The sequence below is a fragment of the Streptomyces sp. NPDC045956 genome (genome assembly GCF_056430705.1).
This window is the reverse complement of the sequence record NZ_JBWKKZ010000005.1, coordinates 86,672-109,810: the sequence shown is the minus strand read 5'-3', so window position 1 is coordinate 109,810 and position 23,139 is coordinate 86,672. Positions and strand designations below refer to the sequence as shown.

The following is a 23,139-nucleotide window of genomic DNA, read 5'->3' as shown; positions in this document are numbered from 1 at the left end:
GCCCGCCCGCCGCTCTCTCCATACTGGCTGAACACCAGTGAGAAGAGGGCAGATGGAACTCTACGATTCGGACGTCATTGTCGTGGGAGCCGGTCCCACCGGTCTCATGCTCGCAGGTGAATTGAGGCTTGCTGGAATATCGGTGGTGGTGCTCGACAAACTCGCCGAACCGATTAAGGAATCCCGTGCGCTGGGATTTTCCGCGCGGACCATCGAGGAGTTCGCGCAGCGCGGCCTCATGGACCGCTTCGGTGAGGTCGGCGTCATTCCCGTCGGCCACTTCGGCGGCGTACCGCTCGACTACCAGGTGATCGAGGGCGGTTCCTACGGGGCGCGCGGCATCCCGCAGGCCCGCACCGAGGGCATCCTGGGCGGCTGGGCGCGCGAGCTGGGCGCCGAGGTCCGCCGCGGCTACCAGGTCACCGGACTCAAGGACGACGGCACGTCGGTGACCGTCGAGGCCGCCGGCGCCGACGGCTCCCCCCTTTCCCTGCGCGCCCGCTACGTCGTGGGCTGCGACGGCGCCCGCAGCAGCGTGCGCAAGCTCGCCGGCATCGACTTCCCCGGCACCGAGCCGGAGATCGAGCTGCGCTTCGCGGACCTGGCCGGAGTGCCCCTGCGGCCCCGCTTCAGCGGCGAGCGGGTCCCCGGCGGCATGGTCATGGTCATCCCGATGGGCCCCGAGCGCTGCCGCGTCATCTACTTCGACAGCTCCCAGCCGCTGCGCACCGACCCGGAGCCGATCACCTTCGAGGAGGTCACGGCGAGCTGGCAGAAGCTGACCGGCGAGGACATCAGCGCCGCCACCCCGCTGTGGGTCAGCTCCACCACCGACGTCAGCCGCCAGGCCGCCCAGTACCGCAAGGGCCGCGTCTTCCTGGCCGGCGACGCCGCCCACATCCACCTGCCGATCGGCGCGCAGGGCATGAGCGCGGGCGTGCAGGACGCCGTGAACCTGGGCTGGAAGCTGGCCCTGGACATCAGCGGCCGCGCCCCCCAGGGACTGCTGGACACCTACCACAGCGAGCGCCACCCGGTGGGGGAGCGGATCCTGACCAACACCCTCGCCCAGCGCATCCTCTACCTCGGCGGTGAGGAGATCACCCCGATGCGCGAGGTGCTGGCCGAACTCATGGGCGCCCACACCTCCGTCCAGCAGCACCTGGCCGGCATGGTCACCGGCCTGGACATCCGCCACGACCTCGGCGACGGCGACCACCCGCTGCTGGGCCGGCGCCTGCCCGACCGCGAACTGGTCGTCGACGGCGAGAAGATCGCCTTCTACTCGCTGCTGCGAAAGGGCCGCGCCGTGCTCCTGGAACTCGGCGGCGACCGGGGCCTGCGCACCGCCGCGGCCGGCTGGGCCGACCGCGTCGACCTCATCGCCGCCGACTTCGAGGGCTGCGAGGCACCGGTGGACGGCATCCTCGTGCGCCCCGACGGCTACGTCGCCTGGGTCGCCCCGCTGGGGACCGGCACCGACGGCCTCACCACCGCCCTGGACCGCTGGTTCGGTCCCACCGCCTGAGACCCGCCCCGCCGCCCGCCCCGGGCGCCGCCCACCTTGCGAAGGGAAACGACAGACCCATGCCCATCATCTCCGCCGAGGACAAGCACCTCACCGTCCTGAACCTGTTCACCACGGACACTCCCGAGAAGCAGGACAAGCTGATCGAGGAGATGACGAAGATCGTCGACGCGGCCACGTACGAGGGCTGGATGTCCTCCACCGTGCACTCCGGCGTCGACTCCCACGGCACCCTCAACTTCATCCAGTGGCGCAGCGGCGAGGACCTGGAGAAGCGGTACGCGGGCGAGGAGTTCAAGCACCGCACCCTGCCGGTCTTCGGTGAGATCACCACCTCGATCCGCCTCATGCAGAACGAGGTCGCCCACACGCTGACCTCCGACGCGCTCGGCGGGAAGATCGAGATCGGCCCCGACGTCGACGCCTACACCGTCTTCACCGTCTTCCCGGTCACCCCCCAGGGACAGGAGGAGGCCCTGGACGCCCTCGGCCCCGGCCAGGCCTTCCTCGCCGGCGTCCCCGGCTTCCGCGCGCACGTCGTCCTCAAGGGACTGCGCGCCCGCGGCCTGGAGGGCACCTTCGTCATCTCCTACTCCCAGTGGGACAGCAAGCAGGCCTGGGAGACCTACCGCGACCAGGCCCCCCAGGACCAGGACGAGGCCCGCAAGGCGGCCGTGGGCCGGGTCCGCGCCGTCGTCGCCGGCCAGCCCTACAGCAACACCTACCAGGTCGTGCACACGCGTTCGGCCGGCCAGTGAGCCCGCAGCGCCGCACGGCGTAGCCGGGAGCCGGGCCGCTCCCGCGGACGCCCCTCCCCGCGACACCGTCCGGGGGCGGGCGTCCGCGGGCATGTAACGGCCGCCCCCGGCGCGGGGTCCGGCTCCGCCACGGCTCAGGCAGGCCCCGTGCGGGCCGCTACCGCCGCACCGCACCGTCGTAACCGTCGTGGTCGACGGCGCCGCGGCCCGGCCGCCGCGCCGGACCCCGTGCCCCGCTGCGAGAACCCTTCCGCGCAACCGCCGAGGAGCCAACCCTATGCACAGCACGCTGATCGTCGCCCGGATGGCGGCCGCCTCCAGCAACGACGTGGCGAAGTTGTTCGCCGACTTCGACGCCACCGAGATGCCGCACCGCATGGGCACCCGGCGCCGCCAGCTGTTCTCCTACCGGGGCCTGTACTTCCACCTCCAGGACTTCGACGAGGACAACGGCGGCGAGCTGATCGAGGCGGCCAAGGCCGACCCGCGCTTCGTGGGCATCAGCGAGGACCTCAAGCCGTTCATCGAGGCCTACGACCCCGCCACCTGGCGCTCGCCGGCCGACGCCATGGCCACCCGCTTCTACGACTGGGAGGCCTCCCGTTGAGCAGGCGACGCGTCGTGATCACCGGGATCGAGGTGATCGCACCGGGCGGAGTGGGCCGCGAGAAGTTCTGGAACCTGCTCAGCTCGGGGCGCACCGCGACCCGCGGCATCACCTTCTTCGACCCCGCCCCCTTCCGCTCCCGGGTGGCCGCCGAGGCCGACTTCGACCCCTACGCGCACGGCCTGAGCCCCCAGGAGGTCCGCCGCCTGGACCGGGCCGCCCAGTTCGCCGTCGTCGCCTCCCGCGGCGCGGTCGCCGACAGCGGCCTGGACATCACCGCCCTGGACCCCCACCGCGTCGGCGTCACCGTCGGCAGCGCCGTCGGCGCCACCATGGGCCTGGACCAGGAGTACCGCGTCGTCAGCGACGGCGGCCGCCTGGAGGCGGTCGACCACACCTACGCCGTCCCCCACCTGTACGACTACATGGTGCCCAGCTCCTTTGCCACCGAAGTCGCCTGGGCGGTGGGCGCCGAGGGCCCCAGCACCGTGGTCTCCACCGGCTGCACCTCCGGCATCGACTCCGTCGGCTACGCCGTCGAACTGGTCCGCGAGGGCTCCGCCGACGTCGTCGTCGCCGGCTCCTCCGACGCGCCGATCTCCCCGATCACCATGGCCTGCTTCGACGCGATCAAGGCCACCACCCCCCGCCACGACGACCCCGAGTGCGCCTCCCGCCCCTTCGACAAGACCCGCAACGGCTTCGTCCTCGGTGAGGGAACCGCCTTCTTCGTCCTGGAGGAACTCCAGGCCGCCCGCAAGCGCGGCGCCCACATCTACGCCGAGATCGCCGGCTACGCCACCCGCTCCAACGCCTACCACATGACGGGCCTGCGCCCCGACGGCGCGGAGATGGCCGAGGCGATCACCCTGGCCCTGGACGAGGCCCGCCTCAACCCGCAGGCCATCGACTACGTCAACGCCCACGGCTCGGGCACCAAGCAGAACGACCGGCACGAGACGGCCGCCTTCAAGCGCAGCCTGGGCGAGCACGCCTTCCGCACCCCGGTCAGCTCCATCAAGTCCATGGTCGGGCACTCGCTGGGCGCCATCGGCTCCATCGAGATCGCCGCCTCGGCCCTGGCCATGGAGTACGACGTCGTCCCGCCCACCGCCAACCTGCACACGGCCGACCCCGAGTGCGACCTGGACTACGTGCCCCTGGTCGCCCGCGACCAGCTGGTCGACGCGGTCCTGACCGTCGGCAGCGGCTTCGGCGGCTTCCAGAGCGCCATGGTGCTCGCCAGCCCGGAAAGGAGCCTGGTATGACCGCCTCCACGGTGGTGACCGGCCTGGGCGTCGCCGCGCCCAACGGCCTGGGACTGCAGGACTACTGGGCCGCGACCCTGGGCGGCAAGCACGCCATCGGCCGCATCACCCGCTTCGACCCCACCGACTACCCCGCCCGCCTGGCCGGGCAGATCGACGGCTTCGAGGCCGAGCGGCTGCTGCCCAGCCGGCTGCTGCCCCAGACCGACCGCGTCACCCGCCTGGCGCTGGTCGCCGCCGACTGGGCACTGGCCGACGCAGGGGCCGACCCCGCCTCCCTGCCCGCCTTCGACATGGGCGTCATCACCGCCTCGGCCGCCGGCGGCTTCGAGTTCGGCCAGGGCGAACTGCAGGCCCTGTGGAGCCAGGGCAGCCAGTACGTCTCCGCCTACCAGTCCTTCGCCTGGTTCTACGCCGTCAACAGCGGCCAGATCTCCATCCGCAACGGCATGAAGGGCCCCGCCGGCGTCGTCGTCAGCGAAGGCGCCGGCGGCCTGGACGCCGTCGCCCAGGCCCGCCGCCAGATCCGCAAGGGCACCCCCCTCATCGTCACCGGCGCCGTCGACGCCTCGCTGTGCCCCTGGGGCTGGGTCGCCCAGCTCGCCGGCGGCAAGCTCTCCACCAGCGACGAACCCGACCACGCCTACCTGCCCTTCGACCGCGACGCCCACGGCTTCGTGCCCGGCGAGGGCGGCGCGATCCTCATCGCCGAGGACGCGGACGCCGCCCGCACCCGCGGCGCCCGCCCCTACGGCGAGATCGCCGGCTACGGCGCCACCATCGACCCCCGCCCCGGCAGCGGACGCGAAGGCGGCCTGCGCAAGGCCATCGAGATCGCCCTGGCCGACGCACACCTGGACGCGGGCGACATCGACGTCGTCTTCGCCGACGGCGCCGGCGACCCGGCCGGCGACCTCGCCGAGGCCGACGCCATCAGCGCCGTCTTCGGCGACCGCGGCGTGGCGGTGACCGTGCCCAAGACCATGACCGGCCGCCTCTACTCCGGCGGCGCCCCCCTGGACCTGGCCGCCGCCTTCCTCGCCCTGCGCGACGGCGTCATCCCGCCCACCGTGCACATCGACCCGTGCGCCGACTACCCCCTGGACCTGGTCCTGGGCGAGCCGCGCCCGGCCCCGCTGGCGACCGCCCTGGTCCTGGCCCGCGGACACGGCGGCTTCAACTCCGCCATGGCCGTCCGCACCGTCTGACCACCCCGCCACCCCACCGCACGCCGCACCACGGAAGGAACCAGCATGGCCACCAAGCTCTTCACCCTCGACGACCTCAAGCGCACCCTGCGCGACGCCGCCGGCGTCGCCGAGGGCGTGGACCTGGACGGCGACATCCTCGACACCGAGTTCGAGGTCATCGGCTACGAGTCCCTCGCCCTGCTGGAGGCCGGCAGCCTCATCGAGCGCGAGTACGGCATCTCCCTGGACGAGGAGGCCGTCGGCGAGGCCAACACCCCCCGCACCTTCATCGAGGTCGTCAACGCCCAGCTCGCGCCCGCCCAGGCCGCCTGAAGGAGCCCCGCCATGACCGACACCACCACCCAGCGCGTCGCCGTCATCACCGGTGCCACCAGCGGCATCGGCCTGGCCACGGCCCGTCTCCTGGCCGGCCAGGGCCACCGCGTGTTCATCGGCGCCCGCAGCGCCGACAACGTCGCCGCCACCGTCAAGGAACTCCAGGGCGAGGGCCTGGACGTCGACGGCGCCGTCGTCGACGTCCGCTCCACCGCCTCCGTCGACGGCTGGATCCAGGCCGCCGTCGACCGCTTCGGCACCCTGGACGTCGTCGTCAACAACGCCGGCCGCTCCGGCGGCGGCCCCACCGCCGACATCGCCGACGACCTGTGGGACGACGTCATCGACACCAACCTCAACAGCGTCTTCCGCGTCACCCGCGCCGCCCTGACCACCGGCGGCCTGCGCGCCAAGGACCGCGGCCGCATCATCAACGTCGCCTCCACCGCCGGCAAGCAGGGCGTCGTCCTGGGCGCCCCCTACTCGGCCTCCAAGCACGGCGTCGTCGGCTTCACCAAGGCCCTGGGCAACGAACTGGCCCCCACCGGCATCACCGTCAACGCGGTCTGCCCCGGCTACGTCGAAACCCCCATGGCCCAGCGCGTACGCCAGGGCTACGCCGCCGCCTACGACACCTCCGAGGAAGCCATCCTCGACAAGTTCCAGGCCAAGATCCCCCTGGGCCGCTACTCCACCCCCCAGGAGGTCGCCGGCCTCATCGGCTACCTGGCCTCCGACACCGCCGCCTCCATCACCTCCCAGGCCCTGAACGTCTGCGGCGGCCTCGGCAACTTCTGACCCACCCGTCCCGGCACCCGAACCCGACGAGGAGACACGCCTCATGACCACGCGTGAGGTCGAGCACGAGACCACGATCGGCGCCCCGGCCGCCCAGGTCTACGAACTGCTCGCAGACGTGACCCACTGGCCGCGGATCTTCCCGCCCACCATCCACGTGGACCGCCTCGAAGCAGGCGGCGACCAGGAACGCATCCGCATCTGGGCCACCGCCAACGGACAGCCCAAGGACTGGACCTCCCGCCGCACCCTGGACGCGGCAAACCTCACCATCACCTTCCGCCAGGAGATACCGGCCGCCCCCGTCAAGCACATGGGCGGCACCTGGATCATCGAAGCGCTCAGTGAGGACACCTCCCGCGTGCGCCTCCTGCACGACTACAGCGCCCTGGGCGACGACCCCCACGACCTGCTGTGGATCGAACAGGCCGTGGACAAGAACAGCACCCAGGAACTGGCCGCCCTCAAGACCAACGTCGAAGCCGCGCACGCCGCCGCCACCGACGACCTCACCTTCTCCTTCACCGACACCGTGCACATCGCCGGCGCCGCCAAGGACGTCTTCGACTTCATCAACGAAGCCCACCTGTGGTCCGAGCGGCTCCCGCACGTCGCCGTGGTCCGCCTCACCGAGGACACCCCCGGCCTGCAGGAACTGGAGATGGACACCCGCGCCAAGGACGGCTCGGTGCACACCACCAAGTCCTACCGGGTCGTCTTCCCCCACCACAAGATCGCCTACAAGCAGGTCACCCTGCCCGCCCTGATGACCCTGCACACCGGCGAGTGGACCTTCACCGAGAACGACCAGGGCACAACCGCCTCCTCCCAGCACACCGTCACCCTCAACACCGCCAACATCGCCCGCATCCTGGGCCCCGACGCCACCGTCGCCGACGCCCGCGCCTACGTGCACAGCGCCCTGTCCACCAACAGCAGCGCCACCCTCGCCCACGCCAAGGCCCACGCCGAGCAGAAGCAGGCCTGAGCCGTGACAGCGGACCTCCTGGACACCGACGTCGTCGTCGTCGGGGCCGGACCCGTCGGGCTGATGCTCGCCGGGGAACTGGCCCACGGCGGCGCCGGCGTCGTCCTCGTGGAGAAGCGCCACGCCCCCAACACCGAGTCGAGGGCCTCCACCCTGCACGCCCGCACCATGGAGATCCTCGACAGCAGGGCCCTGCTGGGCGAGTTCGGCGACCCGCCCCGAGAACCCCGCGGCCACTTCGGCGGCCTGCCCCTCGACCTGACCCTGCCCACCTCCCACCCCGGCCAGTGGAAGGTGCCCCAGACCCGCACCGAGGTCATCCTCCAGGAATGGGCCCTGTCCCTGGGCGCCCGGCTCAAGTGCAAGCACGAGGTGACCGCCGTGCGCGACACGGGCGAGGCGGTTCAGGTCCACGCCACCGGACCCGACGCCACCCCCCTGCGCCTGCGCTGCCGCTACCTCATCGCCTGCGACGGCGAGGACAGCACCGTACGCCGCCTGACCGGCGCCCCCTTCCCCGGCCACAGCGCCACCCGGGAACTGCTGCGCGCCGACGTCGCCGGCATCGACGTGCCCGCCCGCCGCTTCCAGCGCCTGGAACACGGCCTGGCCATCGCCGCCCGCCGCCCCGACGGGGTGACCCGCGTGATGGTCCACGAGTTCGGCTCCACCGCCCAGCACCGCCCCGGCGGCGACGTCTCCTTCGAAGAGATCACCGCCGTGTGGAAACGCGTCACCGGCGAGGACATCAGCTCCGGCACCCCCCTGTGGGCCAACGCCTTCGGCGACGCCTCCCGCCAGCTCACCCACTACCGCCACGGCCGCATCCTGTTCGCCGGCGACGCCGCCCACCAGCAGATGCCCATCGGCGGCCAGGCCCTCAACCTCGGCGTCCAGGACGCCTTCAACCTCGGCTGGAAACTCGCCCTGGTCGTCCGCGGCAAAGCCCCCCACACCCTCCTGGACACCTACCACAGCGAACGCCACGCCACCGGCCGCCGCGTCCTGGCCAACATCCGCGCCCAGGCCCTGATGCTGCTCGGCCCGCCCCACATCGGCCCGCTGCGCACCCTGCTGGGCGAACTGACCGCCCTGGACGACGTACGCCGCCACCTCGCCGGCATGATCAGCGGCCTGGACGTGCGCTACGACGTCGGCGGCCCCGCCCACCCGCTGCTCGGAGCGCGGCTGCCCTGCACCGAACTGCACCTGCCCGAGCGCACCGTCACCACCACGCGCCTGGTCCGCTCGGGCGGGGGAGTCCTCCTGGACCTCACCGGCGCCGCCACCGCCCCGCCCGCCCCCACCGGCTGGGCCGACCGCGTCACCGCACTGTCCGCCCGGGCCGCCCCCACCAGCGCCCTGCACGGCACCGAACGGGTCCTGGTCCGCCCCGACGGACACGTCGCCTGGGCCGGAGCGGGCACCGACGGCCTCACCGAGGCCCTCACCCGCTGGTTCGGGCCACCCCGCTGAGAGGCCGCGCCCCCTTCCCGGCGGGGGCACCGGCACCGAGCCCCCCACCGCCGGGACCCCGACCGACCCACCGTTCAGGAAGGAACCACCATGGAAGGGACAGCGGCGGACACCGACGTCATCGTCGTCGGCGCCGGCCCCACCGGACTGATGCTCGCCGGCGAACTGCGCCTGGGCGGGGCCCGCGTCGTCGTCATCGAGAAACTCCCCGCCCCCACCGGCCAGTCCCGCGGCCTGGGCTTCACCGCCCGCGCCATGGAGACCTTCGACGAACGCGGACTGCTGCCCCGCTTCGGCCAGGGCGACACCCTCGCCACCAGCCCCATGGGCCACTTCGGCGGCGCCCAGTTCGACTTCACCGTCCTCGAGGACGCCCACTTCGGCGCCCGCGGCATCCCCCAGGGCGACACCGAAGCCGTCCTGGAGGCCTGGGCGGGCGAACTGGGCGCCGACATCCGCCGCGGCTGGGAATTCGTCTCCCTCACCGACGGCCACCCCGCCGGCGACGACGGTGTCGAGATCACCGTCCGCACCCCCGCCGGCGACCCGCAGACCCTGCGCGCCGCCTACCTGGTGGGCTGCGACGGCGGCTCCAGCCGCGTCCGCCGGGCCGCCGGCATCGACTTCCCCGGCACCGACGCCACCCAGGGCATGTACCTGGCGGACATCACCGGCGTCGAACTCACCCCCCGCTTCCTGGGCGAACGCCTCAACGGCGGCATGGTCATGGCCGCCCCGCTGTCCGAGGGCGTATGGCGCATCATCGTCTGCCCCGACGGCCGCCCCGCCCACGACCGCGAACGCACCGTCACCTACGAGGAAGTCGCCGGCGCCTGGCAGGACATCACCGGCGAGGACATCAGCCACGGCGGCGCGAGCTGGGTCAGCTCCTTCACCAACGCCACCCGCCAGGCCGCCCACTACCGGCGCGGCCGCGTCTTCCTGGCCGGCGACGCCGCCCACATCCACCTCCCCGCCGGCGGCCAGGGCCTGAGCACCGGCGTGCAGGACGCGGCCAACCTCGGCTGGAAACTGGCCGCCGCCGTCCGCGGCGACGCCGACGACACCCTCCTGGACACCTACCACGCCGAACGCCACCCGGTCGGCGCCCGCCTGCTGATGAACACCCGCGCCCAGGGCATCGTCTTCCTCGGCGGCCCCGAGTCCGACCCGCTGCGCGAACTGATGGCCGAACTCGTCCGCTACGACGACGTCAAACGCCACCTGGCCGGCATCGTCAGCCACCTCGACATCCGCTACGACCTCACCGGCGACGGCGACGGCGACGGCGACGGCACCGGCACGGCGCACCCGCTGGTGGGCCGCCGGATGCCGCCGCGGACCCTGATCGGCACCGGCGGCGAGACCACCCCCGCCCGCCTCCTGCACCAGGGACACGGCGTCCTGCTCGACCTGGCCGACGACCCCGCGCTACGCCGCGCCGCGGCCGGCCGGCCCGGCCGGGTCGACGTCGCCACCGTCCTGGCCAAGCCCACCGACGGCCCCGACGCCCTCGCCGGCGCCACCGCCGTCCTCATCCGCCCCGACGGCTACGTCGCCTGGGCCGGGACCTCACCCAAGGGCCTGGAAGACGCCCTCACCCGCTGGTTCGGCCCCACCCGCTGACCCGGCCCGCTCCTGCCCCCGGCGCGTGTGCGGCACGCCGGGGGCACCCCCATGCCCGTCCCCACCCACCCCAGACCCCACCCCGGCCCCCCGGCCCCCCGGCCCCTCACGGCCGGCCAACGGCGCCCACAGCACTGCCATGTGCCGGACCACCACGCCCGCGCCCGGCTCCCGCCGGGCAAGCACGCCCCCGCTGCGCTTCCGCGCGACAGCCCCACCGCGCGCCGGGCTCCACGGAACAGCCCCCGCCGGGGCCCGGTCGGAGTGCGCACGCCCCCGCGCCGGACGTGCGCCGGACACCCCCCGCCCCCGCGGACACGGGAAGGCCCCGCCGCGGTCCCTCTTCCGCGGCGGGGCCTTCCGGTCACCAGGGGCGGATCACACGGGCACGGCCTCCACCAGGGAGATCGCCGCCGCCGTCTCCACCACGCGCTCCAGCCGGAACCCGGCACGCGCCAGCAGCTCCGCGTACTGGCCCGGAGTGCGCTCACGGCCGCCGACCAGCAGCATCAGCCACAGGTCGACCAGCTTGCCGGAGTGCGGCTCGTCGCCCTGCTCCGGAATCACCATCTCCGCGATCAGCAGCCGCCCGCCCGGCTTGATCGCCGCACGCACGTTGCGCAGGATCTGCAGCGCCTGCTCCTCGGGCCAGTCGTGCACGATGTGCTTGAGGACGTAGGCGTCCGCCCCGGCCGGCGGCACCTCGAACAGGTCCCCGGCCACCCGCTCGGTCCGCTCGGCGACCCCCTGCGCGGCCAGGAACTGCGCCGACCCGTTCTCCTCCACCCGCGGGTCGTACAGAACGCCCCTGGTGCCGGGGGAGGAGGCCAGGATGCCCGCCAGCAGTCCGCCCTGGCCGCCGCAGAAGTCCACCACCGTGCCGAAGGAGGAGAAGTCGTAGGCCGCCACGATCGGCCCGGTCTCCGAGGCGGACATGCTGCCCATGCCCTCGAAGAACACCTGGCCGTACTCGGCGTTCTTCGTCAGGAACTCGAAGGCGTGCATGCCCCGCAGCTTCGGCAGCGCCGGCTCACCGGTGACCACGGTCTCGGGGAAACCGCTCCAGTCCTCCCAGTGGATCGGATGCCCCATCAGCAGCGCGATGGGACGCATCGACATCGGGTGGTCGGCGCGCAGCGCGTCCGCCATCGGCGTCAGCTCGAACGTGCCGTCCGCGCGCGTCGCGAACACCCCGTTGCTCGCCAGCAGGCGCAGCACCCGCCCGAGCGCGTCCGCGTCCGCGCCGACCCGCCCGCCCAGCTCCTCGGCGGACAGCGGCCCCTCCGCGAGCGCCTCGGCCACCTTCAGCTCGGCGGCCACGTGCACCGCCCGCGACACCATGACTCCCATGATCATTTCCAGCAGGGCGAACGGCGGCGGCGCCAGCTCCCGGCTCTGCCGCTGCAGATCCGCTCGCGCTCTCTCCGCTTCCCGGACGACGTGCGGGGGCGGCAATTCGGGCATGAGAATCCTCCGTTGCAGGAGTGCATGGTCTGTCCCCACCGTGTCCCAACCGCCGGAAGGGACCCGGGACTACCACGATAAGGAAAAAGGTCGAAGCCGCCTGGAGAGAAACTCGAACGCCGGTGGTTTATAGGTTCCCCCGTCTTTTCCTGCGGAACATTTGACGCGATGAACGAGGCGACTGCCCTAAGGTGGCGCTGATTTCGCATCCGCTCTCCGGACAATTGGGGGGAGCAATGGAACCGAGGAGAGAAATGCCGAACTCGCGCAGTTCCTGGACGAAGATAATCCTGGCGGCCGGCGTGGCCGGTGCCGTCGCCGTCCCGCTGACCGCCGGCCCCGTCCAGGCGCAGCCCCAGGCCCACCGCCACCACGCCCGCACGGCCGCCGAGCCGGTCCTGACCGTCGTGGCCTCCCAGCTGAACAACCCGCGCGGCGTCACCGCGCTGCCCGACGGCTCCCTGCTGGTCGCCGAGTCCGGCACCGGCCTGGCCGGCTGCCCCCTGGACCAGACGTGCCTGGGCGCCACCGGCTCCGTCTACAAGGTCAAGGGCAGCTTCAAGGGCCGCGTCGCCACCGGCCTGGCCTCCACCGCCAAGGGCGTCGCCCCCGGCGCCCCCATCTCCGCCAACGGCCCCAGCGACGTCCTGCCCGACCGGTTCGGCGGCTACGTCGTCGCCAGCGCCCTGGGCGGCACCAACGACTCCCGCGCGGCCCTCGGCGAGGGCGCCAAGACCCTGGGCACCGTCTTCCGCACCCGCGACGGCAAGGTCCTGGCCGACCTCACCGACCACGAGACCCGCCTCAACCCCGACGGCGGCGACGTCCACGCCAACCCCTGGCGCCTGGTGCGCAGCGGCAGCGGCTACCTCGTCACCGACGCCGGCGCCAACACCGTCGTACGCGGCCACAGCGACGGCACCACCACCACCCAGTACCTGCTGCCCAAGAACGAACTGCCCACCGGCGCCGCCGAGACCGTGCCCACCGGCATCACCAAGGCCGCCGACGGCACCGTGTACATCGCGGACATGAGCGGCGGACGCCTGGGCGCCTCCCGCGTGTGGAAGATCGCCCCCGGCCAGCAGCCGCAGGTCCTGGCCACCGGACTGACCAACCTGGTCGACCTGGAGCTGGACCGCCACGGCGACCTGCTCGCCCTGTCCTACAGCTCCGCCCAGCTGGCCGGCCCGCCGCAGCCGGGCACCCTGTCCAAGGTCGACACCGCCACCGGCGCCGTCTCCGTGATCCCCACCGGCGACCGGCTGCGCCAGCCCACCGGCCTGGCCGTCGACCGCTGCGGCAAGGTGTACGTCACCAACAACACCGTGGGCACCAACGGCGAACTGCTGCGCGTGACCTACTGATCCCGGGCGCGCCCCGCGCACGCCATCCCCCCAAGGCCCCGCCGGCCCCCTTGCACGGCCGGCGGGGCCCACGCACGCCCCGCCCCTGCGCCCCGCCGGCACCCGCGGCCCGGCGGCGCGCCGCAAGGGCGGGGCGGTGGGATCCGGCTCGGCGCCCGCTCGACATCCGGCGGAGGACCGCACCCCCGCCCGGCCCCGCTCGGCATCCTGGCCCCACACCCCCCGCGCCACCACCCAGACCCACGCCCAGGGAGGCCGTCCGTGACCGAACACGCCACCACCCCAGCCGCCGGTGCCGCCACCGGCGTGTGGCTCATCGGAGCCCGCGGCTCGGTGGCCACCACCGCGGTGGCGGGCTGCGCCGCCGTCGCCGCCGGCCTCCACCCGCCCACCGGCCTGGTCACCGAGACCGCCCCCTTCGCCGCCGCCGGCCTGCCCGCCCTGGACTCCCTCGTCTTCGGCGGCCACGACACCGCGAGCACCCCCCTGCCCAAACGCGCCGAACACCTGGCCGCCCAGGGTGTCCTGCCGCACTGGCTGCCCGCCGCCGTACACGCCGAACTGACCGCGGCCGACCAGCGCATCCGCCCCGGCGGCCCGGCGGACGGCGACCACCGCGCCCCCGAGGAACTCATCGCCGACTTCGCCACCGACCTGCGCGACTTCGCCCGCCGCACCGGCGTCGCCCGCACCGTCGTCGTCAACGTCGCCTCCACCGAACCCGAACCGGCCCCCGGCACCTGGCCCGCCAGCTCCCTGTACGCGGCCGCCGCCCTGCGCGCCGGCTGCTCCTTCGCCGACTTCACCCCCTCCACCGGACTGCGCCACCCCCAACTGGCCCCGGCCGCACGGGTGTCGGGCCTGCCCTACGCGGGCCGCGACGGCAAGACCGGACAGACCCTGCTGCGGGCCGTACTGGGCCCGATGTTCGCCCAGCGCGCCCTGACCGTACGCGCCTGGTCGGGCACCAACCTCCTGGGCGGCGGCGACGGCGCCGCCCTCGCAAACCCGGCGGCGGCCGCAGCCAAGAACGCCGGCAAGGAACGCGTCCTGGCCGACACCCTCGGCGCCGCACCCCAGGGCGAGGTCCACATCGACGACGTGCCCGCCCTGGGGGAGTGGAAGACCGCCTGGGACCACGTCGCCTTCGACGGCTTCCTCGGCACCCGCATGATCCTCCAGACCATCTGGCAGGGCTGCGACTCCGCGCTGGCCGCCCCCCTCGTCCTCGACCTCGCCCGGCTGCTGGCCCGCGCCCACGAGCAGGGCCTGTCCGGCCCCCGGCCCGAACTCGGCTTCTACTTCAAGGACCCCGACGGCGACGAGTCGGCCCTGACCGAGCAGTACGCCCGCCTCCTCGCCTTCGCCGCACGGCTGGGCCACTCCCGGTGAGCGCACCCAGGCCCGCCACCGCACCCCTGGCCCGCACCCGCCGCCCCCACCTGCGCCCCGTCCCTGCGCCGCCCCCGCCCCTGCGGCCCCGCCCGCACCCCGCCCCCGGCGGTACGGCCCGCGCCTGGGCCGAACTGCTGCGCCTGCCCGCCCTGTTCACCGTCCCCGGTGACGTCCTGGCGGGCGCCGCGGCGACCGGCGTGCGTCCCGGGCCGCACACACTGCTGGCCATCGGCTCCTCACTGTGCCTGTACGAGGCGGGCATGGCCCTCAACGACTGGGCGGACCGCGGCGAGGACGCCGTGGAGCGCCCGCACCGCCCGCTGCCCTCGGGGCGGGTGCGCCCCGCCGCCGCGCTGGGCGCGGCGGGCGTTCTCACCGGCGCGGGCCTCATGCTGGCCGCCGGCGCCGGCCGGCCCGCCCTGGCGGTGGCCGCGCCGCTGGCGGTGACCGTGTGGGCCTACGACCTGGGGCTCAAGCACACGCCCGCGGGGCCGGCAGCCATGGCCGCCGCCCGGGGACTGGACCTGCTCCTGGGCGCCGCCGCCACCGGCGGCACCCCCCGCCCCGCCCTCGCCCCGGCCACGGTCCTGGCCGCCCACACCCTCACCGTCACCCTCGTCTCCCGCCGCGAGACCCAAGGCGGCTCCAGCACCGCCCCCCTGGCCGCCCTCGCCGCCGCGAGTGCCCTCACCGCCGCCCTCACCGGCCGCCGCACCACCCGCGCCCTCCTGCGCCGCCCCCGCCCCGCCCCGGCCCCCGCCGACGCCCTGCGCACCGCCCTGGCCGCCTCCTACGCCGCCACCTTCACCCGCCCCCTGGCCCACGCCGCCCTCAACCCCTCACCCCAGCTCACCCAGCGCGCCGTCGGCGCCGGCATCCGCGCCACCATCGCCGTACAGGCCGCCCTCACCGCCCGGGCCGGCCGACCCGCCACCGCCCTGGCCACCGCCGCGCTCGCCCCCCTCGCCGCCCGCCTGGCACGCAAGGTGAGCACCACATGAGCCCCCTGCGCCTGGGCTACGGCACCAACGGTCTCACCGACCTGCGCCTCGACGACGCCCTCGCCCTGCTGGCCGACCTCGGCTACGACGGCGTCGGCCTGACCCTCGACCACATGCACCTCGACCCGCTCGCCCCCCACCTCGCCGCCCGCACCGGCCGGGTGGCCGAGCGCCTGGCCGCGCTCGGCCTCTCCGCCACCGTGGAGACCGGCGCCCGCTACGTCCTGGACCCGCGCCGCAAACACGGCCCCACCCTCCTCGACGCCGACCCCGACGCCCGCTGGGCCCGCATCCGCCTGCTCATCCGCGCCGTCCGCGTCGCCGCCGACCTCGGCGCCCACGCCGTGCACTGCTTCAGCGGCATCCCGGCACCGGGCACCGACCAGGACACGGCCTACAAGCGCCTGGCCGACGCACTCGGCCCGGTCCTGGACGCCTGCGAGGAGACGGGCGTGCCACTGGCGGTGGAGCCCGAGCCGGGCCATCTGCTGGCCACCCTCGCCGACTTCCACCACCTGCGCCGCCTCTTGGGCGACCCCGAACCGCTCGGCCTGACCCTGGACATCGGGCACTGCCAGTGCCTGGAGGTGCTGCCGCCCGCCGACTGCGTACGCCAGGCGGCGCCCTGGCTGCGGCACGTGCAGATCGAGGACATGCGCCGCGGCGTCCACGAGCACCTGCCCTTCGGCGACGGCGAGATCGACTTCCCGCCCGTCCTCCAGGCCCTCGCCGACACCGGCTACCAGGGCCTGACCGTCGTCGAACTGCCCCGCCACAGCCACGCCGGCCCCGAACTGGCAGCGCAGTCCCTGCACTTCCTGCGCGCCGGAGGAACACGATGACCCTCCAGCCCACCGCACCCCCGCTCCCCGCCGGCCTCGGCGCCCCAGCACGCCGCTGGCTGACCGCCGCCTGCGCCACCGCCACCGGCCAGGACCCCCGCTGGGAGGTGCACTTCGCCGAAGCGGGCCGCCGCTGCGGCACCGCCCACGCGGACGCCGCCCGCGTCCTGCTGCTCACCGCGGCCCACCCCCACCCCGCCACCCTCACCCGCCTCTACCGGCAGGGAACGGCCCCCGAACGCCGCGCGGTCCTGCTCGCCCTGCACCCCCTGCACTGCGACCCCGCCACCGGCCTGCCCCTGGTCGAGGACGCCCTGCGCACCAACGACACCACCCTCTTCACCGCCGCCCTCGGCCCCTGGACCGCCCGCCACCTCGACACCCACCAGTGGCGGCACGCCGTACTGAAGTGCCTGTTCACCGGCGTGCCCGTCACCCAGGTCGCCGACCTCGCCCTGCGCGCCCGCGGCGACACGGAACTGGCCCGCATGCTGCGCGCCCACGCCGCCGAACGCACCGCCGCCCACCGCGACATACCCGACGGCCTCCCGCACGTGCTCGCCCTGACCCAGGAGCAGTGACCTTGCGCATCTTCGACCCGCACATCCACATGACCTCCCGCACCACCGACGACTACGAGGCCATGCACGCCGCCGGTGTCCGTGCCGTCGTCGAGCCGTCCTTCTGGCTGGGCCAGCCCCGCACCTCGCCCGTCTCCTTCCGGGACTACTTCGACGCTCTGCTGGGCTGGGAGCCCTTCCGCGCCGCCCAGTACGGCATCGCCCACCACTGCACCATCGCCCTGAACCCGAAAGAGGCCAACGACCCGCGCTGCCTGCCCGTCCTGGACGACCTGCCCCGCTACCTCGTCAAGGACCGGGTGGTCGCGGTCGGCGAGATCGGCTACGACTCGATGACGCCGGCCGAGGACACCGCCCTGGCGGCCCAGCTCCAGCTCGCCGCCGACCACGGCCTGCCCGCCCTCGTGCACACCCCCCACCGCGACAAGCTCGCCGGACTCCACCGCACCCTGGACGTGGTGCGCGAGTCCGCGCTGTCCCTGGACCGGGTGCTGGTGGACCACCTCAACGAGACCACCGTCGAGGCCGCGAAGGACAGCGGGGCCTGGCTCGGCTTCTCCGTCTATCCGGACACCAAGATGGACGAGGCCCGCATGGTCGCCCTCCTGCGCGAGTACGGCCCGGAGAAGGTCCTGGTCAACTCCGCCGCGGACTGGGGCAGGAGCGACCCGCTCAAGACCCGCAAGGTCGGCGACCTGATGCTCGCCGAGGGTTTCACCGACGACGACGTGGACCGGGTGCTGTGGCGCAACCCCGTGGCCTTCTACGGCCTCAGCGGGCGCCTCGACCTGGACCCCACGGCCACCGGCACCACCCACGAGGGCAACTCCGTCCTGCGCGGCGCCCCCGCCGCCGAGCCGCTGCCCGCAGGCGCGTGAACGGTGCGCTTCCGCCATCCCGACGGCTCCACCGTCCACCTCGCCTACTGCACCAACGTGCATCCCGCGGAGACCCTGGAGGGGGTGCTGGCGCAGCTGCGCGAGCACTGCGAGCCGGTGCGCCGCCGGCTGGGCCGCGACCGGCTGGGCATCGGCCTGTGGCTGGCCCGGGACGCCGCGCACGCCCTGGTCACCGACCCGGCCGCGCTGCGCGGACTGCGCGGCGAGCTGGAACGGAGGGGCCTGGAGGTCGTCACCCTCAACGGCTTCCCCTACGAGGGCTTCGGCTCCGGCGAGGTCAAGTACCGCGTCTACACACCGGACTGGGCCGACCCCGAGCGCCTGGAGCACACCACAGCGCTGGCCCGGGTCCTGGCGGGCCTGCTGCCCGACGACGTCACCGACGGCACGATCTCCACGCTGCCGCTGGCCTGGCGCACCGCCTACGACACCACCCGCGCCGACAAGGCCCGCACCGCGCTGGCCACCCTCGCCGAACGCCTGGACGCCCTCCAGGAACTGACCGGCCGCTCCGTGCGCGTCGGTCTGGAGCCGGAGCCGGGCTGTGTGGTGGAGACCACCCGTGACGCGATCGCGCCGCTGAGCGCGGTCGGCCACGACCGCATCGGCGTCTGCGTCGACACCTGCCACCTCGCCACCTCCTTCGAGGACCCCCACACCGCCCTGGACGCCCTGGCCGCGGCCCGCATCCCGGTCGTCAAGTCCCAGCTGTCGGCCGCCCTGCACGCCGAAGAACCCTCCCGGCCCGCCGTGCGCCGCGCACTCACCGCCTTTGCCGAGCCCCGCTTCCTGCACCAGACCCGCACCACCACCCCCAACGGCGCCCTGCACGGCACCGACGACCTCGACGAAGCCCTCGCGGAAGACGCACTGCCCGTCACCGCGCCCTGGCGCGCCCACTTCCACGTGCCCCTGCACGCCGCCCCCGCCCCGCCCCTGACCTCGACGATGGACGTCCTCAAGGCGACGCTGGCGCGGCTGGTGGGCGGCCCCCGTCCCCTCACCCGGCACCTGGAGGTGGAGACCTACACCTGGCAGGCCCTGCCGCCCGAGCTGCGCCCGCGTGCCCGCGCCCAGCTCACCGACGGGATCGCCGCCGAACTCACCCTGGCCCGCGACCTGCTGACCGACCTCGGCCTCAAGGAACTGCCATGACCCGCCCCACCCCCCTCCTGGTCCTGGACGTCGTGGGCCTCACCCCCCGTCTCCTGGACCACATGCCCCACCTCAAGCAGCTCGGCCAGTCCGGCTCCCGCGCCCCTCTGGGCACGGTGCTGCCCGCGGTGACCTGCGCCGCCCAGTCGACGTTCCTGACCGGTGCTCCGCCCGCCGAGCACGGCATCGTCGGCAACGGCTGGTACTTCCGCGAACTGGGCGACGTACTGCTGTGGCGCCAGCACAACGGCCTGGTGGCCGGCGACAAACTCTGGGACGCCGCCCGCCGCGCCCACCCCGGCTACACCGTCGCCAACATCTGCTGGTGGTACGCGATGGGCGCCGACACCGACATCACCGTCACCCCCCGCCCCGTCTACTACGCCGACGGCCGCAAGGAACCCGACTGCTACACCCGCCCCGTCGCCCTGCACGACGAACTCACCGAGAAACTCGGCACCTTCCCCCTGTTCCACTTCTGGGGACCCGGTGCCGACCTCGTCTCCAGCCAGTGGATCATCGACGCCACCCGCCACATCATGGCCACCCGCCACCCCGACCTCACCCTCGCCTACCTCCCGCACCTGGACTACGACCTCCAGCGCTACGGCCCCCACGACCCCCGCTCCCTCAAAGCCGCCACCGACCTCGACACGGCGCTGGCCCCGCTCCTGGACGACGCCCGCGCCGAGGGACGCACCGTCGTCGCACTGTCCGAGTACGGCATCACCCCCGTCAGCCGGCCCGTCGACATCAACCGCGCCCTGCGCCGCGCCGGCCTGCTGGAGGTCCACACCCAGGACGGTATGGAATACCTCGACGCGATGGCCTCGCGCGCCTTCGCCGTCGCCGACCACCAGATCGCCCACATCTACGTCCGCCGCCCCGAAGACCTCGACGCCACCCGCGAAGCCCTCACCGGGCTGCCCGGTATCGAGGAACTGCTGGACGACGCGGGCAAGAAGGCCCACCACCTCGACCACCCCCGCGCCGGGGAACTGGTCGCCGTGGCCGAGCCGGACGCCTGGTTCACCTACTACTACTGGCTGGAGGACGAGCGGGCGCCGGACTTCGCGCAGCTCGTCGAGATCCACCGCAAACCCGGCTACGACCCCGTCGAGCTGTTCATGGACCCCCACGATCCTTACGTGAAGGTCAAGGCCGCCACCGCCCTGGCCCGCAAGAAACTCGGCATGCGCTACCGCATGGCCGTCGTCCCCCTGGACCCCTCACCCATCCGCGGCAGCCACGGCCGCCTCCCCGCGAGCGACGACGAAGGCCCGCTCCTCCTCTGCTCCACCCCCCGCGCCCTCGGCGACCGCATCAAAGCCACCGACGTGAAACAACTCCTGCTCCACCTCGCCGGACTCGCTCCTGGCGGGAAGCCGCCCACCGGGCGGGCTCGACCCGGTTCCCATCAGCGCTCAGGGGCCGGTCGAGAGGGCCGCACGAGCATCTGAGCATCCCGGTTGTGGCCAGAAGACTCACCCAAAGGGGTCCGAGCTCATGAAAAAAATCGCTTCGCCGGCCGCGCTGTCCGGTCGCGCCGAGCGGATCGCCCAGCGCGACCGTTCGGACGCCTGGAAGAAGCCTCCGCGGCGCATCGAGAAGTCCGAGTGCATCACGTGCGACACGTGCCTGCGCAGCTGCCCCGCGGAGTTCGGTGCCATCTTCGACCGCGGCCTGGACGTAGTGATCATCCCCGAGCTGTGCTCGGGCTGCCCGGCCTGCGTGCTGGAGTGCCCCGTGGACTGCATCTACGTGGACGAGGACTGGACGCCGACCGACGACGCCATGTGGAACCACATCGAGCTCACCGCAAAGGGTGCATGATGAGTGCCTCGCCCGAGCGGGGGGAATCCCGCCGCGCCGCCAACGCCAGGAAGCGGGTCAGCCGCCGGCCCAGCCGTCTGGGCCTGGTCGCGGGCGCCACGCTCAAGCCCGACCGGGTCCGTGAGGCCGACGCCGGCTTCCCGGGCCTGCTCAAGCGGGCCTGGCAGCGCGCCGAACAAGCCGACGACCTGCGCTCGTTCACCGAGGTGCTGCTCACCCTGGACGGCCACGTACCGGCCGACGTCCAGCTGCGTGCGCTCAGCGCCCCCGAGGAGGCGGCGCTGGCCGTCCTGTGCGGCCTGACGTGGCGCGCCCAGGACACCGCCACCGCCGCCCTGCCCGCGCCGGGCGCGGGGGAGCCGGTCTTCTGGGGCGAGATCGCCCTGGCCACCAGCGGGCGGGTCGTGCTGCGCGTGCCCTCGCAGGCGCCGCTGAAGGCCGACCAGCTCGTCGGCGGGGTACGCCGCGTGCCCTGGACCCAGGCCGACCTGGACGCCTACCAGGAGTACCTGCAACGGGCCGAGGCCCGCGTCGCCGAGACCGTCGCCGACTGCCGCGCCTGGCTGGAGGCACAGGGCGAGCAGGGCCGCGAGACGCTGCTGGAGCAGGCCAAGGAGGCGGCGCTGCGCACCGCGCCGTTCGTCCTCTACCAGCAGGGCCGGCAGTACACGAACTTCCGCGACCACAACACCCTCACCGGCAAGACACTGTGGCCGGGCCACCCCGACTGCTCCCTCAGCAGCCTCCAGGGCCTGCCGCTGGCCCTGTGGTCCGACCACGACGTGCAGCTGCTGGTCGGGCTGACCCTGCTCGTGCGCTCGGCCGGCCCCGGCCGCGTCGAGGAGGCCAACGGCACCCAGCTCACCGTCGACCACCTCGCCCACATGCTGGAACGCATCCGGGTCGGCTACAACGCCGCGCTGGGCCGCGAGCAGGTGCCGCCCGCCCCCACCGCCCAGGTCGCCGACCTCGACGAGCTGGCCCGGGCCCTGGCCGCCCACCGCGGGGAGGTCGCCGGCAGTGCGCAGCTCTACCGCGAGATCCACGGCGCCCTCATGCACAAGATCGAGAAGGTGGCGCGGCCCTACGCCGACGGCGCCCGCTCCCGTGAGGAAGCGGTGGTGGCCCGGCTGACCGCCCGGCTGCCGCTGGCCGGTGACACCCTTCAGGACCTGGGCCGGGCCCTGGCCGACGACCCCGCCTGGCTCAGCGCCCCGCACGGCGGCTTCCCCACCGGCCTGGAGTCCCTGGTGTTCGAGTCGGCGGCCGCCGCCACCGACGCCTTCGACGCCGACTTCGCGATGAGCCGGGGCATGCGGTCCCTGCCCGACCTCATCAGCGCGCTGCGCGAGGAGCGGTGGGCGGAGATCTGCGACTGGGAGATCACCCGCTTCTTCTGCTGCGTGGTGCCCCACCCCTCCGCCGCCCGGCACTTCGGCGGCTCCACCGCCGCCCTGGCCGACGCCGCCTGGGCGATGTCCTCGCGCATGCAGTACAACTCCTGGCACTTCATCGCCGGGAACCTGCCCAAGGGCCCCGAGGTCGTCGACCGCGACCACTTCGTGCCGCCCACCATCCCGGACGTCGCCTTCTACTCCGACCAGCACCACCACGGGCACGTCAACAACCACGTGCGGTTCTCCATCCGCTCCCCGCAGTCCGTCGTGGTCGACGGGCGGCGCTTCAACGGCTTCGTCGACCTGCGGCTGCTGCGCTGCGACGGCGACCCCTTCGACGAGCAGGACCTGCTCGCCGCGCACCGGGTGTCGGCGTTCACCGGCCGGGCCACGGGCCTGGCCGCGGAACTGGCCGCGGCCGGAGCGGGACCGGAGATCACCGTGTTCGACTCCCCGTGGCACTGGTCGGCCGTCACCGGCCAGGACACCCCCGCCAGCCGCGCGTCCTGAAACGGCCGCGCCCCACGGGCCGCCCGGCGGGTCCTTCCCCCGCCCCGCCGGGCACCGGCCCCCTCCTCGACGAGCACCGTCCGCAGCGCCCCTGAATGCCCCGCGGCAGCACAGGAGCAG

20 protein-coding genes and 1 pseudogene are annotated in these 23,139 nt (G+C 73.8%); 20 read left to right on the top strand and 1 reads right to left on the bottom strand.

The genetic code is table 11. From position 1 onward, the window contains the following. Positions 1 to 52 precede the first annotated feature (52 nt). The 10 genes from AC07FV_RS15255 (at position 53) to AC07FV_RS15210 (ending at position 10,575) form a co-directional block, all read left to right on the top strand. Positions 53 to 1,528, top strand: a complete 1,476-nt coding sequence (locus AC07FV_RS15255; protein WP_479087533.1) for an FAD-dependent monooxygenase — start codon at positions 53 to 55, stop codon at positions 1,526 to 1,528. A gap of 59 nt (positions 1,529 to 1,587) precedes the next feature. Next, positions 1,588 to 2,286 (top strand): antibiotic biosynthesis monooxygenase family protein, encoded by a 699-nt coding sequence (locus tag AC07FV_RS15250; protein WP_479087532.1) that lies wholly within the window; start codon positions 1,588 to 1,590, stop codon positions 2,284 to 2,286. Between the two features lie 277 nt (positions 2,287 to 2,563). Beyond that, on the top strand, positions 2,564 to 2,893 hold the full coding sequence (locus AC07FV_RS15245; protein WP_053125873.1) for a TcmI family type II polyketide cyclase: 330 nt from the start codon (positions 2,564 to 2,566) through the stop codon (positions 2,891 to 2,893). Then, positions 2,890 to 4,161 carry a beta-ketoacyl-[acyl-carrier-protein] synthase family protein gene (locus AC07FV_RS15240; RefSeq protein WP_479087530.1) on the top strand — a complete coding sequence of 424 codons (1,272 nt, stop codon included), beginning with the start codon at positions 2,890 to 2,892 and terminating at the stop codon, positions 4,159 to 4,161. Before AC07FV_RS15245 ends, AC07FV_RS15240 begins: the two co-directional genes overlap by 4 nt. After that, positions 4,158 to 5,369 carry a ketosynthase chain-length factor gene (locus tag AC07FV_RS15235; protein WP_479087528.1) on the top strand — a complete coding sequence of 404 codons (1,212 nt, stop codon included), beginning with the start codon at positions 4,158 to 4,160 and terminating at the stop codon, positions 5,367 to 5,369. The genes AC07FV_RS15240 and AC07FV_RS15235 overlap by 4 nt, the downstream gene beginning before the upstream one ends. A 45-nt stretch (positions 5,370 to 5,414) precedes the next feature. Next, positions 5,415 to 5,684: an acyl carrier protein gene (locus tag AC07FV_RS15230; protein WP_053125866.1), complete on the top strand. Its 270-nt coding sequence runs from the start codon at positions 5,415 to 5,417 to the stop codon at positions 5,682 to 5,684. Positions 5,685 to 5,696: 12 nt separating this feature from the next. Continuing rightward, on the top strand, positions 5,697 to 6,485 hold the full coding sequence (gene fabG, locus AC07FV_RS15225; protein WP_479087526.1) for a 3-oxoacyl-ACP reductase FabG: 789 nt from the start codon (positions 5,697 to 5,699) through the stop codon (positions 6,483 to 6,485). Positions 6,486 to 6,528: 43 nt separating this feature from the next. Then, positions 6,529 to 7,473, top strand: coding sequence for an aromatase/cyclase (locus AC07FV_RS15220; RefSeq protein ID WP_479087524.1), 945 nt, complete (start codon positions 6,529 to 6,531; stop codon positions 7,471 to 7,473). Between the two features lie 3 nt (positions 7,474 to 7,476). After that, positions 7,477 to 8,949, top strand: a complete 1,473-nt coding sequence (locus AC07FV_RS15215; protein ID WP_479087523.1) for an FAD-dependent monooxygenase — start codon at positions 7,477 to 7,479, stop codon at positions 8,947 to 8,949. Positions 8,950 to 9,039: 90 nt separating this feature from the next. Beyond that, positions 9,040 to 10,575 carry an FAD-dependent monooxygenase gene (locus tag AC07FV_RS15210; RefSeq protein ID WP_479087521.1) on the top strand — a complete coding sequence of 512 codons (1,536 nt, stop codon included), beginning with the start codon at positions 9,040 to 9,042 and terminating at the stop codon, positions 10,573 to 10,575. Positions 10,576 to 10,953: 378 nt separating this feature from the next. Here the strand turns inward: AC07FV_RS15210 and AC07FV_RS15205 are convergent, their stop codons facing one another. Beyond that, the gene (locus AC07FV_RS15205) at positions 10,954 to 12,039 is read right to left on the bottom strand and encodes a methyltransferase (RefSeq protein WP_479087519.1); all 1,086 of its coding nucleotides are present in this window, start codon (positions 12,037 to 12,039) and stop codon (positions 10,954 to 10,956) included. 254 nt (positions 12,040 to 12,293) lie between these two features. Between AC07FV_RS15205 and AC07FV_RS15200 the strand changes: the two genes are divergently transcribed. The 10 genes and pseudogenes from AC07FV_RS15200 (at position 12,294) to AC07FV_RS15155 (ending at position 23,019) form a co-directional block, all read left to right on the top strand. Then, positions 12,294 to 13,406, top strand: a complete 1,113-nt coding sequence (locus tag AC07FV_RS15200; RefSeq protein WP_479087517.1) for a ScyD/ScyE family protein — start codon at positions 12,294 to 12,296, stop codon at positions 13,404 to 13,406. A 261-nt stretch (positions 13,407 to 13,667) separates the two neighbouring features. Next, positions 13,668 to 14,798 (top strand): inositol-3-phosphate synthase, encoded by a 1,131-nt coding sequence (locus tag AC07FV_RS15195; protein ID WP_479087515.1) that lies wholly within the window; start codon positions 13,668 to 13,670, stop codon positions 14,796 to 14,798. After that, complete coding sequence (locus tag AC07FV_RS15190; RefSeq protein ID WP_479087513.1) at positions 14,795 to 15,802, top strand: SCO3242 family prenyltransferase; 1,008 nt, start codon at positions 14,795 to 14,797, stop codon at positions 15,800 to 15,802. The genes AC07FV_RS15195 and AC07FV_RS15190 overlap by 4 nt, the downstream gene beginning before the upstream one ends. After that, positions 15,799 to 16,644, top strand: a complete 846-nt coding sequence (locus AC07FV_RS15185) for a sugar phosphate isomerase/epimerase family protein (protein ID WP_479087511.1) — start codon at positions 15,799 to 15,801, stop codon at positions 16,642 to 16,644. Before AC07FV_RS15190 ends, AC07FV_RS15185 begins: the two co-directional genes overlap by 4 nt. After that, the gene (locus AC07FV_RS15180) at positions 16,641 to 17,225 is read left to right on the top strand and encodes an EboA domain-containing protein (RefSeq protein ID WP_479087509.1); all 585 of its coding nucleotides are present in this window, start codon (positions 16,641 to 16,643) and stop codon (positions 17,223 to 17,225) included. The genes AC07FV_RS15185 and AC07FV_RS15180 overlap by 4 nt, the downstream gene beginning before the upstream one ends. A gap of 2 nt (positions 17,226 to 17,227) precedes the next feature. Then, entirely contained in the window at positions 17,228 to 18,103 is an 876-nt protein-coding gene (locus AC07FV_RS15175; protein ID WP_479088022.1) for a TatD family hydrolase, read from the top strand. Between the two features lie 3 nt (positions 18,104 to 18,106). Further along, on the top strand, positions 18,107 to 19,279 hold the full coding sequence (gene eboE / locus AC07FV_RS15170; RefSeq protein WP_479087507.1) for a metabolite traffic protein EboE: 1,173 nt from the start codon (positions 18,107 to 18,109) through the stop codon (positions 19,277 to 19,279). Continuing rightward, positions 19,276 to 20,649: pseudogene (locus AC07FV_RS15165) on the top strand (alkaline phosphatase family protein); the annotation flags it as partial. The gene eboE and the pseudogene AC07FV_RS15165, both read left to right, overlap by 4 nt. A 136-nt stretch (positions 20,650 to 20,785) precedes the next feature. Then, positions 20,786 to 21,112, top strand: a complete 327-nt coding sequence (locus AC07FV_RS15160) for a 4Fe-4S dicluster-binding protein (protein ID WP_053125832.1) — start codon at positions 20,786 to 20,788, stop codon at positions 21,110 to 21,112. Next, positions 21,112 to 23,019: a hypothetical protein gene (locus AC07FV_RS15155; protein WP_479087505.1), complete on the top strand. Its 1,908-nt coding sequence runs from the start codon at positions 21,112 to 21,114 to the stop codon at positions 23,017 to 23,019. Before AC07FV_RS15160 ends, AC07FV_RS15155 begins: the two co-directional genes overlap by 1 nt. The last annotated feature ends 120 nt before the right edge of the window (positions 23,020 to 23,139 follow it).

What these genes read in the sequence shown, in the direction of transcription:
- AC07FV_RS15220 (WP_479087524.1), top strand. Translation starts at nt 6,529, where the DNA reads ATGACCACGCGTGAGGTCGAGCACGAGACCACGATCGGCGCCCCGGCC.
- AC07FV_RS15200 (WP_479087517.1), top strand. Translation starts at nt 12,294, where the DNA reads ATGCCGAACTCGCGCAGTTCCTGGACGAAGATAATCCTGGCGGCCGGC.
- fabG (WP_479087526.1), top strand. Translation starts at nt 5,697, where the DNA reads ATGACCGACACCACCACCCAGCGCGTCGCCGTCATCACCGGTGCCACC.
- AC07FV_RS15160 (WP_053125832.1), top strand. Translation starts at nt 20,786, where the DNA reads ATGAAAAAAATCGCTTCGCCGGCCGCGCTGTCCGGTCGCGCCGAGCGG.
- AC07FV_RS15255 (WP_479087533.1), top strand. Translation starts at nt 53, where the DNA reads ATGGAACTCTACGATTCGGACGTCATTGTCGTGGGAGCCGGTCCCACC.
- AC07FV_RS15205 (WP_479087519.1), bottom strand. Translation starts at nt 12,039, where the DNA reads ATGCCCGAATTGCCGCCCCCGCACGTCGTCCGGGAAGCGGAGAGAGCG.
- AC07FV_RS15155 (WP_479087505.1), top strand. Translation starts at nt 21,112, where the DNA reads ATGAGTGCCTCGCCCGAGCGGGGGGAATCCCGCCGCGCCGCCAACGCC.
- AC07FV_RS15235 (WP_479087528.1), top strand. Translation starts at nt 4,158, where the DNA reads ATGACCGCCTCCACGGTGGTGACCGGCCTGGGCGTCGCCGCGCCCAAC.
- AC07FV_RS15250 (WP_479087532.1), top strand. Translation starts at nt 1,588, where the DNA reads ATGCCCATCATCTCCGCCGAGGACAAGCACCTCACCGTCCTGAACCTG.
- AC07FV_RS15245 (WP_053125873.1), top strand. Translation starts at nt 2,564, where the DNA reads ATGCACAGCACGCTGATCGTCGCCCGGATGGCGGCCGCCTCCAGCAAC.
- AC07FV_RS15230 (WP_053125866.1), top strand. Translation starts at nt 5,415, where the DNA reads ATGGCCACCAAGCTCTTCACCCTCGACGACCTCAAGCGCACCCTGCGC.
- AC07FV_RS15210 (WP_479087521.1), top strand. Translation starts at nt 9,040, where the DNA reads ATGGAAGGGACAGCGGCGGACACCGACGTCATCGTCGTCGGCGCCGGC.
- AC07FV_RS15185 (WP_479087511.1), top strand. Translation starts at nt 15,799, where the DNA reads ATGAGCCCCCTGCGCCTGGGCTACGGCACCAACGGTCTCACCGACCTG.
- AC07FV_RS15180 (WP_479087509.1), top strand. Translation starts at nt 16,641, where the DNA reads ATGACCCTCCAGCCCACCGCACCCCCGCTCCCCGCCGGCCTCGGCGCC.